Annotated in this window: 12 protein-coding genes; 2 read left to right on the top strand and 10 right to left on the bottom strand. The window is 38.0% G+C overall.

The window, feature by feature from the left end; genetic code table 11:
- Nucleotides 1-11: 11 nt before the first annotated feature.
- Together VEIS1202513_RS03620 and VEIS1202513_RS03625 are read right to left on the bottom strand one after the other, a co-directional pair.
- Nucleotides 12-2,234 carry a ComEC/Rec2 family competence protein gene (locus VEIS1202513_RS03620; protein ID WP_213467858.1) on the bottom strand — a complete coding sequence of 741 codons (2,223 nt, stop codon included), beginning with the start codon at nt 2,232-2,234 and terminating at the stop codon, nt 12-14.
- Entirely contained in the window at nt 2,191-2,760 is a 570-nt protein-coding gene (locus VEIS1202513_RS03625; protein WP_213467859.1) for a ComEA family DNA-binding protein, read from the bottom strand. The genes VEIS1202513_RS03620 and VEIS1202513_RS03625 overlap by 44 nt, the downstream gene beginning before the upstream one ends.
- 111 nt (nt 2,761-2,871) lie before the next feature.
- On the opposite strand from VEIS1202513_RS03625, the gene VEIS1202513_RS03630 reads away from it, so the two are divergent.
- Entirely contained in the window at nt 2,872-4,101 is a 1,230-nt protein-coding gene (locus tag VEIS1202513_RS03630) for an aminopeptidase (RefSeq protein ID WP_213467860.1), read from the top strand.
- A gap of 100 nt (nt 4,102-4,201) precedes the next feature.
- Here the strand turns inward: VEIS1202513_RS03630 and VEIS1202513_RS03635 are convergent, their stop codons facing one another.
- From VEIS1202513_RS03635 to VEIS1202513_RS03645, 3 genes are all read right to left on the bottom strand, one after another.
- Nucleotides 4,202-4,681 carry a deoxycytidylate deaminase gene (locus VEIS1202513_RS03635; RefSeq protein WP_009352594.1) on the bottom strand — a complete coding sequence of 160 codons (480 nt, stop codon included), beginning with the start codon at nt 4,679-4,681 and terminating at the stop codon, nt 4,202-4,204.
- Nucleotides 4,682-4,757: 76 nt separating this feature from the next.
- Nucleotides 4,758-7,226 (bottom strand): leucine--tRNA ligase, encoded by a 2,469-nt coding sequence (gene leuS, locus VEIS1202513_RS03640; RefSeq protein WP_213467861.1) that lies wholly within the window; start codon nt 7,224-7,226, stop codon nt 4,758-4,760.
- A gap of 90 nt (nt 7,227-7,316) precedes the next feature.
- Complete coding sequence (locus tag VEIS1202513_RS03645; RefSeq protein WP_244856304.1) at nt 7,317-8,921, bottom strand: glycosyl hydrolase family 18 protein; 1,605 nt, start codon at nt 8,919-8,921, stop codon at nt 7,317-7,319.
- 153 nt (nt 8,922-9,074) lie between these two features.
- Between VEIS1202513_RS03645 and lgt the strand changes: the two genes are divergently transcribed.
- The gene (lgt, locus tag VEIS1202513_RS03650) at nt 9,075-9,899 is read left to right on the top strand and encodes a prolipoprotein diacylglyceryl transferase (protein WP_213467862.1); all 825 of its coding nucleotides are present in this window, start codon (nt 9,075-9,077) and stop codon (nt 9,897-9,899) included.
- 114 nt (nt 9,900-10,013) lie between these two features.
- Here lgt and trmFO read toward each other — a convergent pair whose 3' ends face one another.
- From trmFO to VEIS1202513_RS03675, 5 genes are read right to left on the bottom strand one after another with little or no spacing between them, the layout of a single operon-like run.
- Entirely contained in the window at nt 10,014-11,330 is a 1,317-nt protein-coding gene (trmFO, locus tag VEIS1202513_RS03655; protein ID WP_213467863.1) for a methylenetetrahydrofolate--tRNA-(uracil(54)-C(5))-methyltransferase (FADH(2)-oxidizing) TrmFO, read from the bottom strand.
- On the bottom strand, nt 11,323-13,731 hold the full coding sequence (gene topA, locus VEIS1202513_RS03660) for a type I DNA topoisomerase (RefSeq protein ID WP_213467864.1): 2,409 nt from the start codon (nt 13,729-13,731) through the stop codon (nt 11,323-11,325). The genes trmFO and topA overlap by 8 nt, the downstream gene beginning before the upstream one ends.
- A complete protein-coding gene (gene dprA / locus VEIS1202513_RS03665) occupies nt 13,721-14,947 on the bottom strand; it encodes a DNA-processing protein DprA (RefSeq protein ID WP_213467865.1) in 1,227 nt (408 codons plus the stop codon). The genes topA and dprA overlap by 11 nt, the downstream gene beginning before the upstream one ends.
- 8 nt (nt 14,948-14,955) lie before the next feature.
- Nucleotides 14,956-16,536 (bottom strand): YifB family Mg chelatase-like AAA ATPase, encoded by a 1,581-nt coding sequence (locus VEIS1202513_RS03670; protein ID WP_213467866.1) that lies wholly within the window; start codon nt 16,534-16,536, stop codon nt 14,956-14,958.
- 11 nt (nt 16,537-16,547) lie between these two features.
- On the bottom strand, nt 16,548-16,946 hold the full coding sequence (locus tag VEIS1202513_RS03675; RefSeq protein WP_060924313.1) for a YraN family protein: 399 nt from the start codon (nt 16,944-16,946) through the stop codon (nt 16,548-16,550).
- Between the last annotated feature and the right edge of the window lie 192 nt (nt 16,947-17,138).

A 17,138-nucleotide genomic window follows, 5' to 3' on the forward strand; every position in this document is an offset into this window, starting at 1 on the left:
ACATCCTCCTTTCACAGATACATATCTTCAATAAAACTGTACCCCATAATATACATATATTCTGATGATGGATCCACATCGCGTAACGCACCGTGGGGACTTCCAAATAGAACTGTACTAGTAGGTGAAATACGTCCAATTTCAGCCATTACACTAGACCGACTCGTTATATATAATGAATTAGTCTTATCATTTAATTTTAGATTTTTTTCTCTACTTTGTCCATTATATACGACGATTTGGTTCATACTATTTTTATATACCACCTTTGCAGAACCGTTACTGTGAAAGTACTCAACCGTTACGCTTTTAGGATGTACGCCATAGGCTCTAATGGCTTGATTAATAAGCCTTTCATTAGGTGCAGTCTTAATATGATCTGGCGCATCGATTAATAAATGTGCCCCTTCATGATTAGGTTCTATGCAAAGCAATACATTGCATTGCTTCATTGGAATATAATGAACTAATATTTCCTTATGGTGATGCGTAACATAATAGGAAGCACCAAAGGTCAAAATCATTAAAGATAATGATATTACTATATGTACAGTATATCTTTTTCTATGCGTCAAAAAGTACGTAAATAAAGCTAATATCACATAATATATATAAGCACAATAAGGATGCATCATCCCTAGCCAAAGTAAACTGCCACTACGACCTAATACATGATTTAAATATAACGATATACGTAATAATGTATCTATCAAAGACCACAATAACGATATAGGGAGTACGTAACTGACTAAAGTACTTACAAATATTAAAACTATGGACATATCTAATAGGGGCGCTACTATACAAGCTGCTAACAAACTAGCAATACTGATATAGTGAAAGTAATAGAGCTGTAATGGTAAAATCAACAATTGAGCCGACACACATAATACAAGCGGTGTTTTTATCCATCTTGGTAGCCATTGAATACGATCATATAATACCGTTCCCCATATGAGCAATCCATAGGTCGCACCAAACGATAGCTGAAAACTTACATCAAATACAGAAAAAGGATCATATACTAGACATAGAATAGCGCATATACATAGCGCCTGCTTAGCTTGATATAGTCGCCCTTTTACATAGGCTATGCACATGAGTATACTCATCATCGTAGCACGTAGAACAGGTGCATCGCCGCCTACAATACCACAATAGATACAAGCAACTATAATACCAAGGATTAAACATGTACGCTTTCTTAATTTAATAAGTCGTCCAAGTCCGTACACAAGTGCTAAGAGTAAAGCAATATGTGATCCTGATATGGATAAAATATGGATAAGGCCTGTATAGGAGAAAGCCTTCATTTGGTCTTCTCCAAGTTCACTATAATGACCACCTAAAGCTAACGCTTGAGCTAATACTTTTTGCGGTCCCTCTAGATTGTGACCAATATTTTTATCTATAGATTCGTGTAATACACCAGCAATTAATAGGCCTTTCCTAAATAATTTGTCAAAAAATGTATCTTTATAGTAAAACCTTTGTAAATCTTTGTTGCTAGCAGTGCGATATACACCATCATAGATACGACCTCTAGTATTCGAGCTCATATATCTGCCTCTTAGATTAATACGACCTATCTCTTCAATGAGAAATAAGGGTTTTGGTGTACCTTCAATAATTGCATATTCTCCTAGTCGTATTGGATAGTTCGTAGCAGATTCCTTTGAGTAAACTTGTAAACGCCCCTGTGCTTTAATATAGTCATTTTTTGCAGTATTTTTATAGGGGTGTAAGCCATGGACTTCAATAGTATATTTGTAATACTCCTGTCCGTTCAAACTTATCCTTTCAGGCGCAGTTACAACCGTACAAAGATATTCGCCTTCTTGCTGTAAATAATATGATGTATAACTATTGAAATGTATAATCCGTAAATCTGTTTGATAATAAGATAAACCAACTAAAACAAGGACTAAAGCGATTAACTTAGTAAGTGAATACCATCTATTAGACGATTGAAATGCTTTAAAAATACCTACAACTATAATAGCTAACCCAATAGCAAAGATGTATCGCATCTGATTAAGTACTGGATAATACTGACCATAGCCTAATATTGTACCCATAATTATAGAACCCAATATAATATGTGCCCATTGGCTATGGGTTAAAACATTACTGTTCCCATTAACATCATTTACATCATTGAAGAGTCCATCATTTTTGCTATCTCGATGACTAAATTGTAATTTTGTCTTTAATCTTCTTAAATACGCCATCACCAATGCCCTTCACCCCCTTGATGCCTTCAACAGATGTAAAGAGACCCTTTTGTGAACGATACTCTTCAATTCTCTTTGCCATAGCAGGCCCAATGCCGGGCAACGCATCTAGTTCTTTAGCAGTGGCGGTATTAATATTTATTTTATTACCACGCAATAACGCTTCAGGATTTCCGTGAAAGTTAAAAACTACGTGGATATGATCTCCTCCAGTCACAGATTTAGCCATATTAATAGACTCTACATCTGCATACGGTAACAGTCCTCCTGCTAGCTTAATCACATCTCCTACTGTTGCAGAGCTATCAAGCTCATATAGACCAGGTGAAACTACGGCACCCGTAATATAAGCAATCGGTTTATTAGATATTTCTGCTACATTTGATATAGAAGAATTTCCATCTACTCCCCCTTCAACAAGGACAGAATCGCTTTCATCTGTTATAATAGGCCATAGGAAATAAATTCCTACTAAAACACATAGGATTAATATAATTGTCATATACGGCTTCAATTTATATTTCATAGTGCACCTCCTACTGAAGGATTTCCCTATGAAAAATAAAACTCCTACCCATGACTCTATTAGTCACACTAGCAGGAGTTTAATAATTGATGTCGAATAAAAGGAGAATTTATGAATCAAGAAACATTAAAAAAATACGCCCATACATTACTAAAGTACGGCGTAAATTTACAACAGGACCAAACATTAGTTATTTCTGTTGATGTAGAAAATAAAGATTTTGCAGTAATCGTTACTGAAGAAGCCTATGAGCTAGGCGCAAAAGAGGTTGTGCTTAACTGGAGATGTTCCCCTATAGCACGTCAACGTTTATTACATGCTAACGAGTCTGTTTTAGAAAAACCTGCTAACTGGATTCCTGAATTCTACAAACAATACATCGATGATAAGGCAGCATTTTTATCTTTAATCAGTGCTAATCCTAAGGCATTAGAAGGTATCCCAACAGATCGTATTTCCTTACAATCTCGTAACTTAAACAAAGCATTATCCTTCTATCACACAGCTATCATGAACTCTTCTGTTACATGGTGCGTTGCATCTGTACCGACCGTTCTATGGGCAGATTTAATGGGCTATGAAGGTAGTGATGAAGAAAAAATCAATCAATTGTGGGAAACATTATTAAAACTTTGTCGCATTGAAGGTATCGAACCGAAAGATACATATCGTCATCATATGGCAAAATTGCGTCATCGCTGTGAAGCATTGAATAAATTAGACTTAAAATCATTGCGTTACACTTGTGAAAACGGCACCGACCTTTTATTAGAATTGCCAGAAGACCATATCTGGCTAGGTGGTGAAGAATCCTCTAAAGATGGTACTATTTTTAATGCTAATATTCCTACAGAGGAAGTTTTCTCTGCCCCTCAATATAATGGTGTAAATGGCGTTGTGCATAGCACAAAACCATTAATTTACCATGGCAATACGATTTCAGATTTCTCCTTCACGTTCAAAGAAGGTAAAATCGTTGAATATACAGCCAAAGAAGGTTATGAAGTTCTTAAAGAATTAGTAGAAACTGATGAAGGATCCCACTACCTTGGCGAAGTAGCATTAGTGGATCACTTCAGCCCAATTAGCCAATCTAACCAAATCTTCTATGAAACATTATTTGATGAAAATGCGTCCTGTCATTTAGCAATTGGCGCATCCTATCCTACATGCCTTAAAAACAGCGATGGTTTATCTGAAGAAGAATTAAAGGAACGCGGCCTTAACCACTCCTTAACACATGTGGACTTTATGATTGGTCATGAACGCATGAATATTAAGGGATATACTCGTGATGGTCAAGCTGTTGATATTATGATTGACGGTCGTTTACAAGTATAATTTAGGTATACAACCTAACATAGTACAAAATATAGTAAAAGCTCTTATCCATTATTAATAGATAAGAGCTTTTCTTGTAATATTATTGTTTTATACTTTATCATACGGTAATATGTAAAGTCCGTCCCGTAGGTTTATATTCGATAATTTCTACACCTGCTGTTTTTAGCATTCGTTTAGATGCCTTAACCTCTTTTGTATCTTTGTAAAGATCATCTCGGTAGATAACAGCCTTAATACCACTTTGAATGATGGCTTTTGCACATTCATTACAAGGGAATAGTGTTACATATATTTTAGAACCTTCTAAAGAACCGCCCCGATAATTAAGTATGGCATTGAGTTCACTATGTACAGTATAAAAGTATTTATTATCATCTGCTGTATCGCGTTCCCATGTGAAGTCATCATCACTGCAATTCAAAGGCATACCATTATAGCCAATGGATAAGATTTTATTATCATTGCTAACGATACATGCACCAACTTGTGTATTTGGGTCTTTAGAACGTTGTGCTGCCAAAATGGCAACGCCCATGAAGTATTCATCCCAGGAAATATAATCGCTACGTTTTGCCATAATTACCTCACTATAAAATAAGCCCCCTTCTACCTATGTAGTTGGGGGCTTACAGTATTAAACGAATAGAATATCGTTATTTAACAACGATATTTACAAGTTTACCTGGTACATAAATAACTTTTACAATATTTTTACCTTCTGTAAACTCTTGAACACGGCTAGATTCTTTAGCCATTGTTTCTAATTCTTCTTTTGTAATATTTACGGAAACAGTAAGTTTATCACGAACTTTACCATTTACTTGTAATACTACTTCTACTTCATCTACAACAAGAGCAGCCTCTTCGTATACAGGCCAGTTTTCAGTGTGGATGGATGTAGTTTCACCCAATTCATGCCACAACTCTTCTGTCATATGAGGAACGAATGGTGCTAAAAGAAGCAATAAGGAATGAGTCAATTCATTAGCCAAAGCGCTATTGATTGTTTCAGCTTTATCCTTATGAGCGTACATAGCATTTACAAGTTCCATGATGGCAGAAATGGCTGTATTGAAGTTGAAGTTGTTATCGAGGTCTTCTGTTACCTTTTTGATAACACGGTGTAATTCACGACGCAATGCAAATTCGTCTTTTGTAAGTTCACCTGTTACATTTTTCTTAGCTTCTTCGTTGTATGCATCAACGATACGCCATACACGGCCTAAGAAACGGTAAGAACCTTCAACACCTTGGTCAGACCAATCGAGGTCACGATCTACAGGAGCCGCAAAGAGAATAAATAAACGGGCAGTGTCTGCGCCATAAGTATTGATAATTTCTTCAGGAGAAACTACATTACCTTTGGATTTAGACATCTTGCTGCCTTCTTTAAGAACCATACCTTGTGTCAACAAACCACGGAATGGTTCGTTAGCTTCAATAAGGCCTAAATCATGAATAACTTTCACAAAGAATCGGGAGTACAACAAGTGCAAGATAGCATGTTCAATACCACCGATATATTGGTCAACATTCATCCAGTAGTTAGCAATTTTTTTATCGAATGGAACTTGGTCGTTTTTAGCGTCTGTATAGCGCAAGAAGTACCAAGAGGAATCGATAAATGTGTCCATTGTATCTGTTTCACGACGTGCAGGACCACCACATTTAGGACATGTAGTATTTAAGAAGCTTTCAGATGTAGCCAATGGAGATACGGCACCAGATTCAAATTTAACGTCTTCTGGCAAGCGTACTGGCAACTCTTCTTCAGGAACGAGTTGTTCACCACATTTTTCACAATATACTACAGGAATTGGCACGCCCCAATAACGTTGACGAGAAATCAACCAGTCACGAAGGCGGAAGTTTACTTTACCTTCACCAATACCGCGTTCATTAAGAGCAGCTGTAATAGTTTTACGAGCCTCTTCAGATGTTTGGCCGTTATATTCACCAGAATTAACGAGGACACCATCTTCATGGTACCATTCTTGCCATTTTTCAAGGCTATATTCTTCGCCTTCTCGAGCTACAACCTGTTTAATTGGCAAATCGTATTTATGAGCAAATTCCCAGTCACGTTCATCATGTGCAGGAGAACCCATTACAGCGCCTGTACCGTAGTCTACTAATACATAGTTAGCAATCCAAACTGGAACTTGTTCGCCAGACATAGGGTTTACTGCATAGGAACCAGTGAACATACCTTCTTTAGGTGCATCTGTAGATGTACGGTCGATATCGCTCATATTGCGCATACGCGTAATGAAAGCTTCTAATTCAGCTTTGTTAGGAGCATTTTCAATAAGACGTTCTACATATGGATGTTCAGGAGCCAATACTACATAGCTTACGCCATAAATAGTATCGACTCGTGTAGTATACACAGATACACGTTCATTAATGGATGGAACTTCGAAGGAGAACTCTGTACCTTCAGAACGGCCAATCCAGTTCTTTTGCATCAATTTAACGCGTTGTGGCCAGTGATCAAGAGTGTCTAAATCAGTTAATAAGCGATCAGCATATTCTGTAATGCGCAAGAACCATTGAGACAAATCTTTTTTCTCAACTGGGTTGTCACAACGCCAGCAAGCACCGTCGATAACTTGTTCGTTCGCCAATACAGTATGGCACGTTTCACACCAGTTTACTTTAGCTTCTTTTTTATAAGCTAAGCCTTTTTTATAAAATTGTTGGAAGAACCATTGGGTCCATTTGTAATAATCTTCTTTACATGTTGCAACTTCACGGTCCCAATCATAGGACAAGCCAAGTGCTTTTTGTTGCAATTTCATGTTCTCGATATTGTCCAGTGTCCATGTTTTAGGTGCAATACCATGTTTGATAGCCGCATTTTCAGCAGGCATACCAAAGGAGTCCCAGCCCATTGGATGCAGCACGTTGAAGCCCTTCATTTTTTTGAAACGAGCTACTACGTCACCGATGGAATAGTTACGCACGTGACCCATGTGTAAATTGCCAGATGGGTACGGGAACATTTCTAATACATAGTATTTTTCTTTAGATTCATCATATTCTGTTTTAAATGTATGGTTATCTTCCCAATACTGTTGCCACTTTTTCTCAATATCTTGGGCTACATATTTTTCATTCATGTAGGGGCCTCCTCATATAGTCAACCTCATTAGTTGCCGTTTTATAATCAATATTTTTATTTTACTACTTACTATGAAAGCAGTCAAACTCTAGCGTTTTACTACTTGTACAGATTTTGATAAGCGTTTTTTCTCTGCCTTAGCTTCCTCTGCTTGACGTTTTTTCTCCGCTTTAGCTTGTTCAGCTTCTTCCTTAGCTTTACGTTTAGCTAATTCTTTTTCTTCTTTGGCCTTGCGTTTCGCTTCTGCCTTAGCGGCTTTTGCCTTTTCTTTTTCTTCTAAGCGCAATTTGTATTGTTCTAGCTTAGTTAATGGTTTTGTTTCTTCTACTACAGGTTCAGGAGTAACTACAGTAGCGGATTTAGGAATGCCACGTCCTAAGTCTTTTTCTTGAATCATAGCAATAGTGGATTCGTCTTCAAAGCCTTTACGCCATGCAGCAAAACCACCAAGCTGTAATTCTTTTACGAGATCTAGTTTCAAACCTAAAGACGTATTATCTTCAAACCAGATACGATCAGAACCATAACTAGTTGGGATAGATAAATAATATAGTTTTAATCGATCATCCCAAGTCATTTTATCTTTGTAATTTGCAAAATAGCTACCTGTGTTTTTCATAGCCAAAGTTTCGCCTTTTGCATAGCCATTAGTATCATGCCATAAGCGCATATAGAATGGTACACCTAGTACTAGTTTTTGGGATGGTACTTCAGAAAGCATTTTTTCTGTATGGTTGCGAACCCATGGATAACTTGCTACAGGACCTGCTGTTGTACTTTTAGCCCATGTTTCGTCATACGCCATGAGAACTACATAGTCTACGGAATTAGCAAAGGCACTGCGGTTATATACTAAGGACCATTCTGGGCTATCAGAATAACCAGTTACATCGATGGATGTTTTAATATTGTATTGATGTAAATGATTCGATAAATATGCCACAAAAGCTGTTAAACGATCACGGTCGGCATAATCAATATTTTCAAAGTCAAAGTTATAGCCATCAAATCCGTAAATATAGGCATATTGCACAAGATTATGAGCATATTTTTTCCATACAGATTGATCTGCTAAGATGCCACTTGTAAAGCCAGGATCAAAACGATTCGTAATCAAAGGCCATACGTGGTAACCTTTACTCTTATAATCGTTAACATAATCAATACTTACATTAGGACTTGCTTCAAGACCAAGGCTATGCAATTTAAACCAACTTGGAGAAATGATATTATCACCACTGGAATTCAGCTTTGCTTGATATGGAGTCCCCTGTGTTGGCCATGGATCAAAGGCCCAAGACAATGGTGTTTGCATCGTATAAGGAGCTTTTACCGTAGAAGCTTGCGGTGCAGGACCTAATGTTAATTGACCATTAACCTTTGTATAGCTCACACCGAGCATAGCTGGATCAGACTCAATATCGACATAGGTAACGCCATTTTTACTTGTAGTTGGCAATTTTACAGGTTCACCAACGGCAGCAGGATTTAAAACAATAGCATTTCCTTGTAACTCTGTTTGAGGTACATACACCGTATAGGATGTTTTATATTGATTTGCCTCGTAATGACGCGTTGTATTCGCTAAGAATTGGTCAATGGGAACCAACACCTCAGCTTGTACTGCAGTCGTAGATAATGCGGACATTACTAAAGCTGTTAAGGATTTTAAAATAGTAGATTTACGAATCATGAACTCTCCTAACTCTAGTCCCCTAAAGGGGATACAATTTCAATCTCTATATTATACCATATTATATAGAATTCCTCTCAGTTGTTGCATGAAGGGTACATGTAATTTATAATTTACCTTATACAATACAAGTTATTACAAAAGGAGTTTTATATGCATCAATATCTATTTTTTATAGGTGACTTTCCTATCAGAGCTTATGGTGCCATGTTAGCCTTAGCTATCATCTGTGGTGCCTCGGTTGCCTATGTTTTATTAAAAAAAGATGGTCGTGGTTGGCATGAACATATCATCGACTTTTCCATTACTGTTGCCGTAGCAGGTCTCATTGGCGCCAGATTATGGGATGTATTCTTCTTTGATTGGCACTACTATGGCAATCATTTACTAGAAATCCCCTTTGTATGGCAAGGTGGTATGGCCATTCAAGGCGGTGTCGTTCTTGGCACCATTGCAGGCTATTGGTACTTACGTAAAAATAATATCGACTTTTGGGCCTTTGCCGATTTATTCGCACCAGCATTGATTTTGGCACAATCTGTAGGCCGTATGGCAAATCTCTTAAATGGCGATGCCTTTGGTCATCCTACGGGCGGTAATTTTGGTATTCTTTACCCTGAAAGCACGTTGGCTCATCGCACCTACGGCAATCAACCATTATGGCCTGCGGAAATTTGGGAAGGTCAAATCGATATTCTTATCTTTGTAGCCCTCCTATTATTTAGCTCCTTTAAACATGCTAAAGGACAAGTATTCGTGCTTTATGCGATTCTCTATTCTACGGCTAGATTCTTCCTTGAATTTTTGCGCGGTGACTATGTAGACTTAACATTAGGCTTAAAATCAGCTCAAATGACTAGCTTGATTGTCATCATCATTGGTATCTGTGTATTTATCTATCTAGGCTATCTAGAAAAGAAAAATCAAAAATTAATTGTTGCTACAGAGCCTACAGTTAAAACTAAAAAACGTAAATAAAACAGTAAATAATGAAAAATCCTTCATTCCTAGGTATGTGAATGAAGGATTTTTTATGTAAGTCATAATTTACGATTGACCTAATAAGCTAAATCAATACGTAAATAACTTATCTTATAAATTTTCTTTAGCTTTTAATGCATCCAATTCTTCTAATGCTCGATTAGCAATCAATGCATTTTTCTCTTTTTTCTTACGTACTTTTTTAGGCCATGGATCCATGATGCCAAAGTTGACATTCATCGGTTGGAAGTTAGACCCTTCGTAGTTAGAAATATAGTGGCTAAGGGAGCCGATCGCCGTAGTTTTAGGGAAATCAATAAATGAGCGTTCCTCTAAATAACGTTCTACTTGAAGACCTACCATAAGACCACTAGCAGCAGATTCTAAATACCCTTCTACACCTGTCATTTGACCAGCGAAGAATAAACGTGGTTCCTGTTTAAGTTGGAACGCATGATTCAACAACTCAGGAGAATTGATATACGTATTGCGATGCATAACGCCATAACGAACGAATTCAGCATTTTCAAGACCTGGAATCATACCAAATACACGCTTTTGTTCGCCCCATTTTAAATGAGTTTGGAAGCCTACCAAGTTAAACATGGTGCCTTCTTTATTCTCCTTACGCAATTGTACTACTGCATAAGATTCCTCATTAGTCCGTTTATCTACTAAACCAACTGGTTTAAGTGGACCATAGCGCAATGTGTCTTCCCCACGGCTGGCCATGATTTCTACAGGCATGCAACCTTCAAAGTAGATTTCCTTTTCAAAATCCTTTGGTTGCACAGCTTCAGCTGTAGTGAGTTCATGCCAGAATGCTTTATATTCCTCTTCTGTCATAGGACAGTTAAGATAATCTGCATCGCCCTTATCATAACGAGAAGCGGCAAATACTTTGTCGTAATTTAAAGATTCTGCCGTAACAATAGGAGCTGCTGCATCGTAGAAATAAAAGCCTGTTTCACCTGTTAAGTCTTTAATCTTATCTCCTAATGCTTCAGATGTAAGTGGACCAGAAGCAAAGATAACAGTGCCTTCAGCAGGAATCTCAGTTACCTCTTCATTGTGAACTGTAATATTAGGATGTCCCTTTACCTTCTCAGTCACCATTTCACTAAACAAATGGCGATCAACGGCCAAGGCACCACCGGCAGGTACAGCAGTCGCATCAGCACATTCCATAATCAGGGAATCTAAACGACGCATTTCTTCCTTTAAAAGACCTACTGCATTTTCAATATTGCCAGCTCGCAAGGAGTTACTACATACGAGCTCTGCAAATTGATCTGTTTGGTGCGCAGGAGAGCTCTTAACAGGGCGCATTTCATATAAGTCTACATGAATGCCACGGTTAGCGAGTTGCCAAGCCGCTTCAGAACCTGCTAGGCCTGCACCAATAACAATAACATTTTTATTATTCAACAGTTGTTTCCTCTTTTTTAGCTTTGCTAGACTTTTTAGATTCTTTAGATTTTTCAGATTTTTCAGATTCTTTAGATTCTTTTACAGTTTCTTCACTAGCTTCGCTTTTTTTCTTTCTTGTTTTCTTTGGTGGTCTAGTTGGACATGTTTCATTGGAACAGAACTTTTTAGTTGTACCATTTTTATATGTCTTTTCAACCATAATAGAACCACATGTTTCACAGAAATCATGAGTTGGTTTATCCCATAATGTAAAGTCACATTGTGGATATCGATTACAGCCGTAGAATAGACGACCACGGCGAGACTTACGCTCTACGATTTCCCCTTCCTTACATTTAGGGCAAGTTACACCTGTACCTACTGTAATAGGTTTAGTATTTTTACATTCTGGGAAATTAGAACATGCTAGGAACTTACCATAGCGACCAAATTTATATACCATTGGGCTATTGCAAATTTCACAAGTTTCATCACTTTCCATAGATGCAATTTCAATGCGATCCACATCGCTCGCATCTTCTAGCTCTTTAGCGAATACTTCATAGAAATCAGACAATACCTTTAGATATGTATCCTTACCGGATGCAATAGCGTCAAGCTCTTCTTCAAGATCTCGTGTAAAGCCAGTATTGATGATTTTTTCAAAGTACGCTATCAAGAAGTCTACCACTACAAAGCCTAACTCTGTAGGAACAAATTGTTTATTTGTATTTTCTACATAGTTACGGCTAACGATAGTATCTAAAATTGGCGCATACGTACTAGGACGACCAATACCGAGTTCTTCAAGCGTTTTAATAAGGCTTGCCTCAGAGTAACGAGGAGGTGGTTGCGTGAAATGTTGTTCAGGCAATACCTCTACCGTATGGGCTGCATCATTCTTTTTAAGAGCTGGCAATTGAGGAGCATCTTCTTTTTTCGCATCTTCATAAACAGCGCTAAAGCCAGGGAAGATAACGCGAGAGCCTGTCGCTTTAAATGTGTAATCATCATGAACAGTCAATTCAATGGTTGTAGATTCGTTTTGTTGTGGTGCCATTTGGCTCGCCATAAAACGATTCCAAATCAATGTATATAATTTAAGCTCATCACGACTCAAGAAGGGCTCTACCATTTTAGGTGTTAACTCTAAAGATGTAGGGCGAATCGCTTCGTGCGCATCTTGAGCAGAACCTTTTGCACCATACATATTAGGTTTAGAAGGATAATAATCTTCACCATAGTTATGAATAATATAATCCTTAGCCATGACCTGCATCTCTTTAGAGATACGCGTAGAGTCTGTACGCATGTACGTAATCAAACCTACGTGACCATAGGAGCCGATTTCTAAACCTTCATACAAATGTTGAGCAATCATCATGGTACGCTTTGCACCAAAGTTCAATTTACGTACACCATCCTGTTGCAACGTAGACGTCGTAAAGGGAGGTGCCGCTTTACGAGAACGTTTGCGCTTTTCAATATTTGTCACTACTGCATCGGCTCCGCCAATAGCATCTACTACGGCTTGTGCATCTTTTTCAGTAGTAATATCGATTTTTTCACCTTTAATATGAGTTAATTCAGCTGTGAAAGCCTCTTTTTTAGGCGTTTTAAAATTACCTTCAATAGTCCAGTACTCTTGTGGCACAAAGGCTTGAATTTCTCGTTCTCGTTCACAGATGAGACGAACAGCAACGGACTGTACACGTCCTGCACTAAGGCCCTTACAAACCTTTTTCCATAATAGTGGACTTAATTTATAGCCTACAATACGGTCTAACACACGGCGTGCTTGTTGAGCATCTACCATGTTCATATCAATGGTACGTGGAGTCTCTAAGGCTTCCGCTACTGCATTTTTAGTAATCTCGTTAAATGTAATACGGCATGTAGACGTAGGATCTACGTTAAGAATGTACGCCAAATGCCATGAAATGGCTTCCCCTTCGCGGTCAGGGTCAGTTGCGAGCAATACGGCACTACTTTCATCAGCATAGGAAACGAGTTCATCTATAACCTTTTTACGAGTTACTAGATTGCTATAGCGAGGTGTAAAGCCATGCTCTATATCGATACCCATTTGAGATTTAGGCAAATCTCGTAAGTGGCCCATACTTGCTTTTACCACATAGTTTGGACCTAAGAATTTTTCAATTGTTTTAGATTTAGCAGGAGATTCTACGATAACCAATACTTTGCCTTCAGGATTATATACACGAGGTTCCCGTTGTTCAGGTGGCACAGAGGTTTGTAACACAGACTTGTCCCGTACAATTCCCATAGGAGTAAGAGCCTCTTTGGCAACCTTACGTTTTATCGTAGTACTCTCTTTTGCAGTACTTTTATTTTTTGTTTCTTTACTAGTACTAGCTGCTTTTGGCTCGCCAATAACGATAGATCGTTTAATGGACAAGTATATCACTCCTAGTCATATTAATATAGCCTCTCGGCGGTTGATGCTCTATAGCCCCTTCTAGCTCTAACTCTAGTAATAAGGGCTGCAATTGTTGCAATGGAATGTGAGTTACTTTCAAAATATCACTAACAGTAATACATCGATCATGAGGTATTTCACTCAAGATTAAACTCTTATCCAAACTAAAGCTTAACATAGAGAGCCCTTGTGTATCAACACCTTGACCATGATTCACTATTTGATTACTATCTTTTACACCCATTGTATCTCTTTTATTTGGTGGTGAAAGTTTTTCTTTAGTACTAAACATATCTCGCAAGGTTAAATGATATTCCTTAACGATATCCTCATAACCAGTTAATACAAAGGCTCCATTACGCATAAGAAATTTATTGCCATCTGCCGTATGGTCTAATAAATTACAAGGCACTACAAATACATCTCGACCTTCACTAACAGCCATATCCGCCGTAATCAATGAACCACTACTTCCTTTTGCCTCTACTACGATTACACCTCTACTAAGGCCGCTAATGATACGATTTCGAGCGGGGAAATGTTTAGCAGATGGCGGTGTGCCTGGCGGATATTCAGATAGGAGTAACCCATTATTAGCCAGAACTCTATCAAATAATTTGGAATTTTCCCTAGGATATACAATATCTAATCCACATCCCATAACGACAATGCCGTAACCCTGACTTGCTAGTAAGCCTTCATGACCATGCGAATCAATACCACGAGCACCGCCACTCACAATTATAATACTGTATTTACCCAATTCTTTCCCTAACATTCTCGCCACATTCCGCCCATACAAAGAACAACGCCTTGCACCTACAAGAGCAATGCGATTCAAGCGTTTATCTAATAGAGCTCTATTACCTCTCATAAACAATATAGCCGGTGGATTATAGATTTGTTCTAACATAGATGGAAAATCCTTATCTAAATAGGTAGTAACATCCATCTTATATTCGTCTAGTTTTTGGATAATATAATCTAGTCTTTCATCCTTAGCCGATGCTGCAATAGCACGTTTATCGCCTACAGAAATATGAGAATAAGGTTTTAAATTTTCAACCTTTTTAACAGCTTGCCAAGCTTCATAAGGTCCTCCAAAATCATCAATAAAACTTCTTACATGTGTAGCGCCTACATTATATAAACTTTGTAGGCCTGCAATATAAATGTTGTCGTCATATCTTGTCATTATATTACCTATTTTCCCGTTCTAAATAACATGGCTTCAGAAATGTGATGTGGTTCCACTTGTGGGTTTCCCTCAAGGTCTGCTATGGTACGAGCCACCTTTAATATGCGATCAAAGGCACGTCCACTTAAATGAAAGTGATCAAATATATTGCCCAATACACTCCATGCCTTATCAGTAATATTACACAGCTCACCTATGGCCTTATGAGGTACGGCTCCATTAGAATTAAATTCTAAGTTTTCATAACGTTTCTGTTGCAAAGCAGTTGCCATAATAACTTGTTGCCTCATGCTTTCACTGGTCATAGTAGACGTCGAATTATCCAATAATTGTTCTAGTGTAGGTCTTTCAATGGGAATATGTAAATCAATGCGGTCCATAATAGGCCCTGACAACCGTCGCTGATAGATTTTAACCATCGTTTCAGAACATATGCATTCCCTATGTGGATCATGATAATAACCACAGGGACAGGGATTTGCGGCCAATATACAAATAAAATTAGCGGGATACATATAATTACCTTGAGACCTATTGATAGTAATTGTGCGAGACTCTAAGGGCTGCCTTAGGGCATCAATAACTTGGCGCTGAAACTCTGGGGCTTCATCCATAAATAAAACACCACCGTGTGCAAGTGTGACTTCCCCAGGACGTCCCTGTATACCTCCACCCACCATACTCGCCAAAGTCGCCGTATGATGTGGATGCCTAAAAGGCCTAGTTTTGACGAGTCCCTTATCACCGAGTAAACCGATCACATCTTGGATGCGACTTACCTCAACCATCTCATTCCAAGTCATAGGTGGCAATATGGTCGGTAATCGTTCAGCCATCATCGTTTTACCACCACCGGGTGGACCTATCATAATACAATGATGATGACCTGCAGCGCTAATGAGCATGGCCCGTTTACCAAGCTCTTGACCTTGTACATCACCAAAATCTACATCATACATAGTATTATAATCTTTATTATCCATCGTATCTGTTAATATCTCATCTTGATTTTTCCCTACTTTTACCTTTTTGGAAGTTGAAATAGATTTAGATTTCACCTGGTTTTCTAAGACGGTAATAATATCTTGTAATGAAGACTCACCATATATAGTAAGATTTGGAATAGCTTTCAAATTATATCCATTTTCTACGCTTGTATATATAGTGGAATAATTAGATTCTAACCCTGCCAATGACATAGCCAAGGTTCCAAAGGTTGGTAATAGTGATCCATCTAAAGCTAGCTCCCCCATAAATAAACTGTTTTTTAATAAAGCTGAAATTTTCGCTTTACGCCCCTTTATCTGCCCCGATGCAATGAGAACCCCCAACGCAATAGCTAAATCGAGTCCTGCACTACTTTTACGAATCGTAGCAGGTGCTAGGTTTACTACAATACGTCTCATAGGGAATTCATAGCCACTATTTTTGATGGCGGCCCGCACACGTTCACGAGCTTCCTTAACCGATTGATTAGGTAGTCCTACAATGTCAAAGACAGGCAAGCCTTGAGATATATCAACTTCCACTGTAATAATGCATCCATCTATACCATGTAAGGTAGCGCCATATAGTTTTGCATACATAGGTAACCTCTCTAAAAACACTGCGGCAAATAATGAATAGAACTTTGAAAGTCTTCATGTAAGTACACTTCGATTACATCAAAGGATAACTCTTTCCATCGCCGTCTTTTCTGATGCAAATCATACAAAAATAACATGGCTGCCCGTTTAATATGCTTTTGTTTCTTCTTTGTTACCGCCTCTCGAGCCAATCCATGCTGCATTCCTCGACGGGCTTTAATTTCAATAAAGTGATATACTAAATCACGTTTAGCAATAATATCGATTTCACCTAATCTAGTTCGATAATTTGTATCTACTACAGTAAGGCCTATTTTTTCAATATATTTAATGGCCACCCGTTCACCCCATTTTCCAAGTTCCTTGGAATCGAGTTCATTAAATGCTTTACCCGTACTAATCGTCTTCATATATACCTCCTATTTACGTGTAGTAACTACAATAACTTATAGAATAGTTATCACTCAATCTACATCTAAACTTTCAACAGGTAACACTTACTTGTAGCGTAGAGTATGGAGACTATAAAAGTAAATACAAAAGAGGTTCCTAATAGTCACATCGGTGACCAATAGGAACCTCTTTACGGTTATAAACTATAT

The organism is Veillonella orientalis (assembly GCF_018406505.1).
GTDB lineage: Bacteria > Bacillota > Negativicutes > Veillonellales > Veillonellaceae > Veillonella > Veillonella nakazawae.

Excerpts from the sequence above, each read along its gene's own strand:
- VEIS1202513_RS03625 (WP_213467859.1), bottom strand. The coding sequence starts at position 2,760 with ATGAAATATAAATTGAAGCCGTATATGACAATTATATTAATCCTATGT.
- VEIS1202513_RS03630 (WP_213467860.1), top strand. The coding sequence starts at position 2,872 with ATGAATCAAGAAACATTAAAAAAATACGCCCATACATTACTAAAGTAC.
- VEIS1202513_RS03635 (WP_009352594.1), bottom strand. The coding sequence starts at position 4,681 with ATGGCAAAACGTAGCGATTATATTTCCTGGGATGAATACTTCATGGGC.
- leuS (WP_213467861.1), bottom strand. The coding sequence starts at position 7,226 with ATGAATGAAAAATATGTAGCCCAAGATATTGAGAAAAAGTGGCAACAG.
- VEIS1202513_RS03645 (WP_244856304.1), bottom strand. The coding sequence starts at position 8,921 with ATGATTCGTAAATCTACTATTTTAAAATCCTTAACAGCTTTAGTAATG.
- lgt (WP_213467862.1), top strand. The coding sequence starts at position 9,075 with ATGCATCAATATCTATTTTTTATAGGTGACTTTCCTATCAGAGCTTAT.
- dprA (WP_213467865.1), bottom strand. The coding sequence starts at position 14,947 with ATGACAAGATATGACGACAACATTTATATTGCAGGCCTACAAAGTTTA.
- VEIS1202513_RS03670 (WP_213467866.1), bottom strand. The coding sequence starts at position 16,536 with ATGTATGCAAAACTATATGGCGCTACCTTACATGGTATAGATGGATGC.
- VEIS1202513_RS03675 (WP_060924313.1), bottom strand. The coding sequence starts at position 16,946 with ATGAAGACGATTAGTACGGGTAAAGCATTTAATGAACTCGATTCCAAG.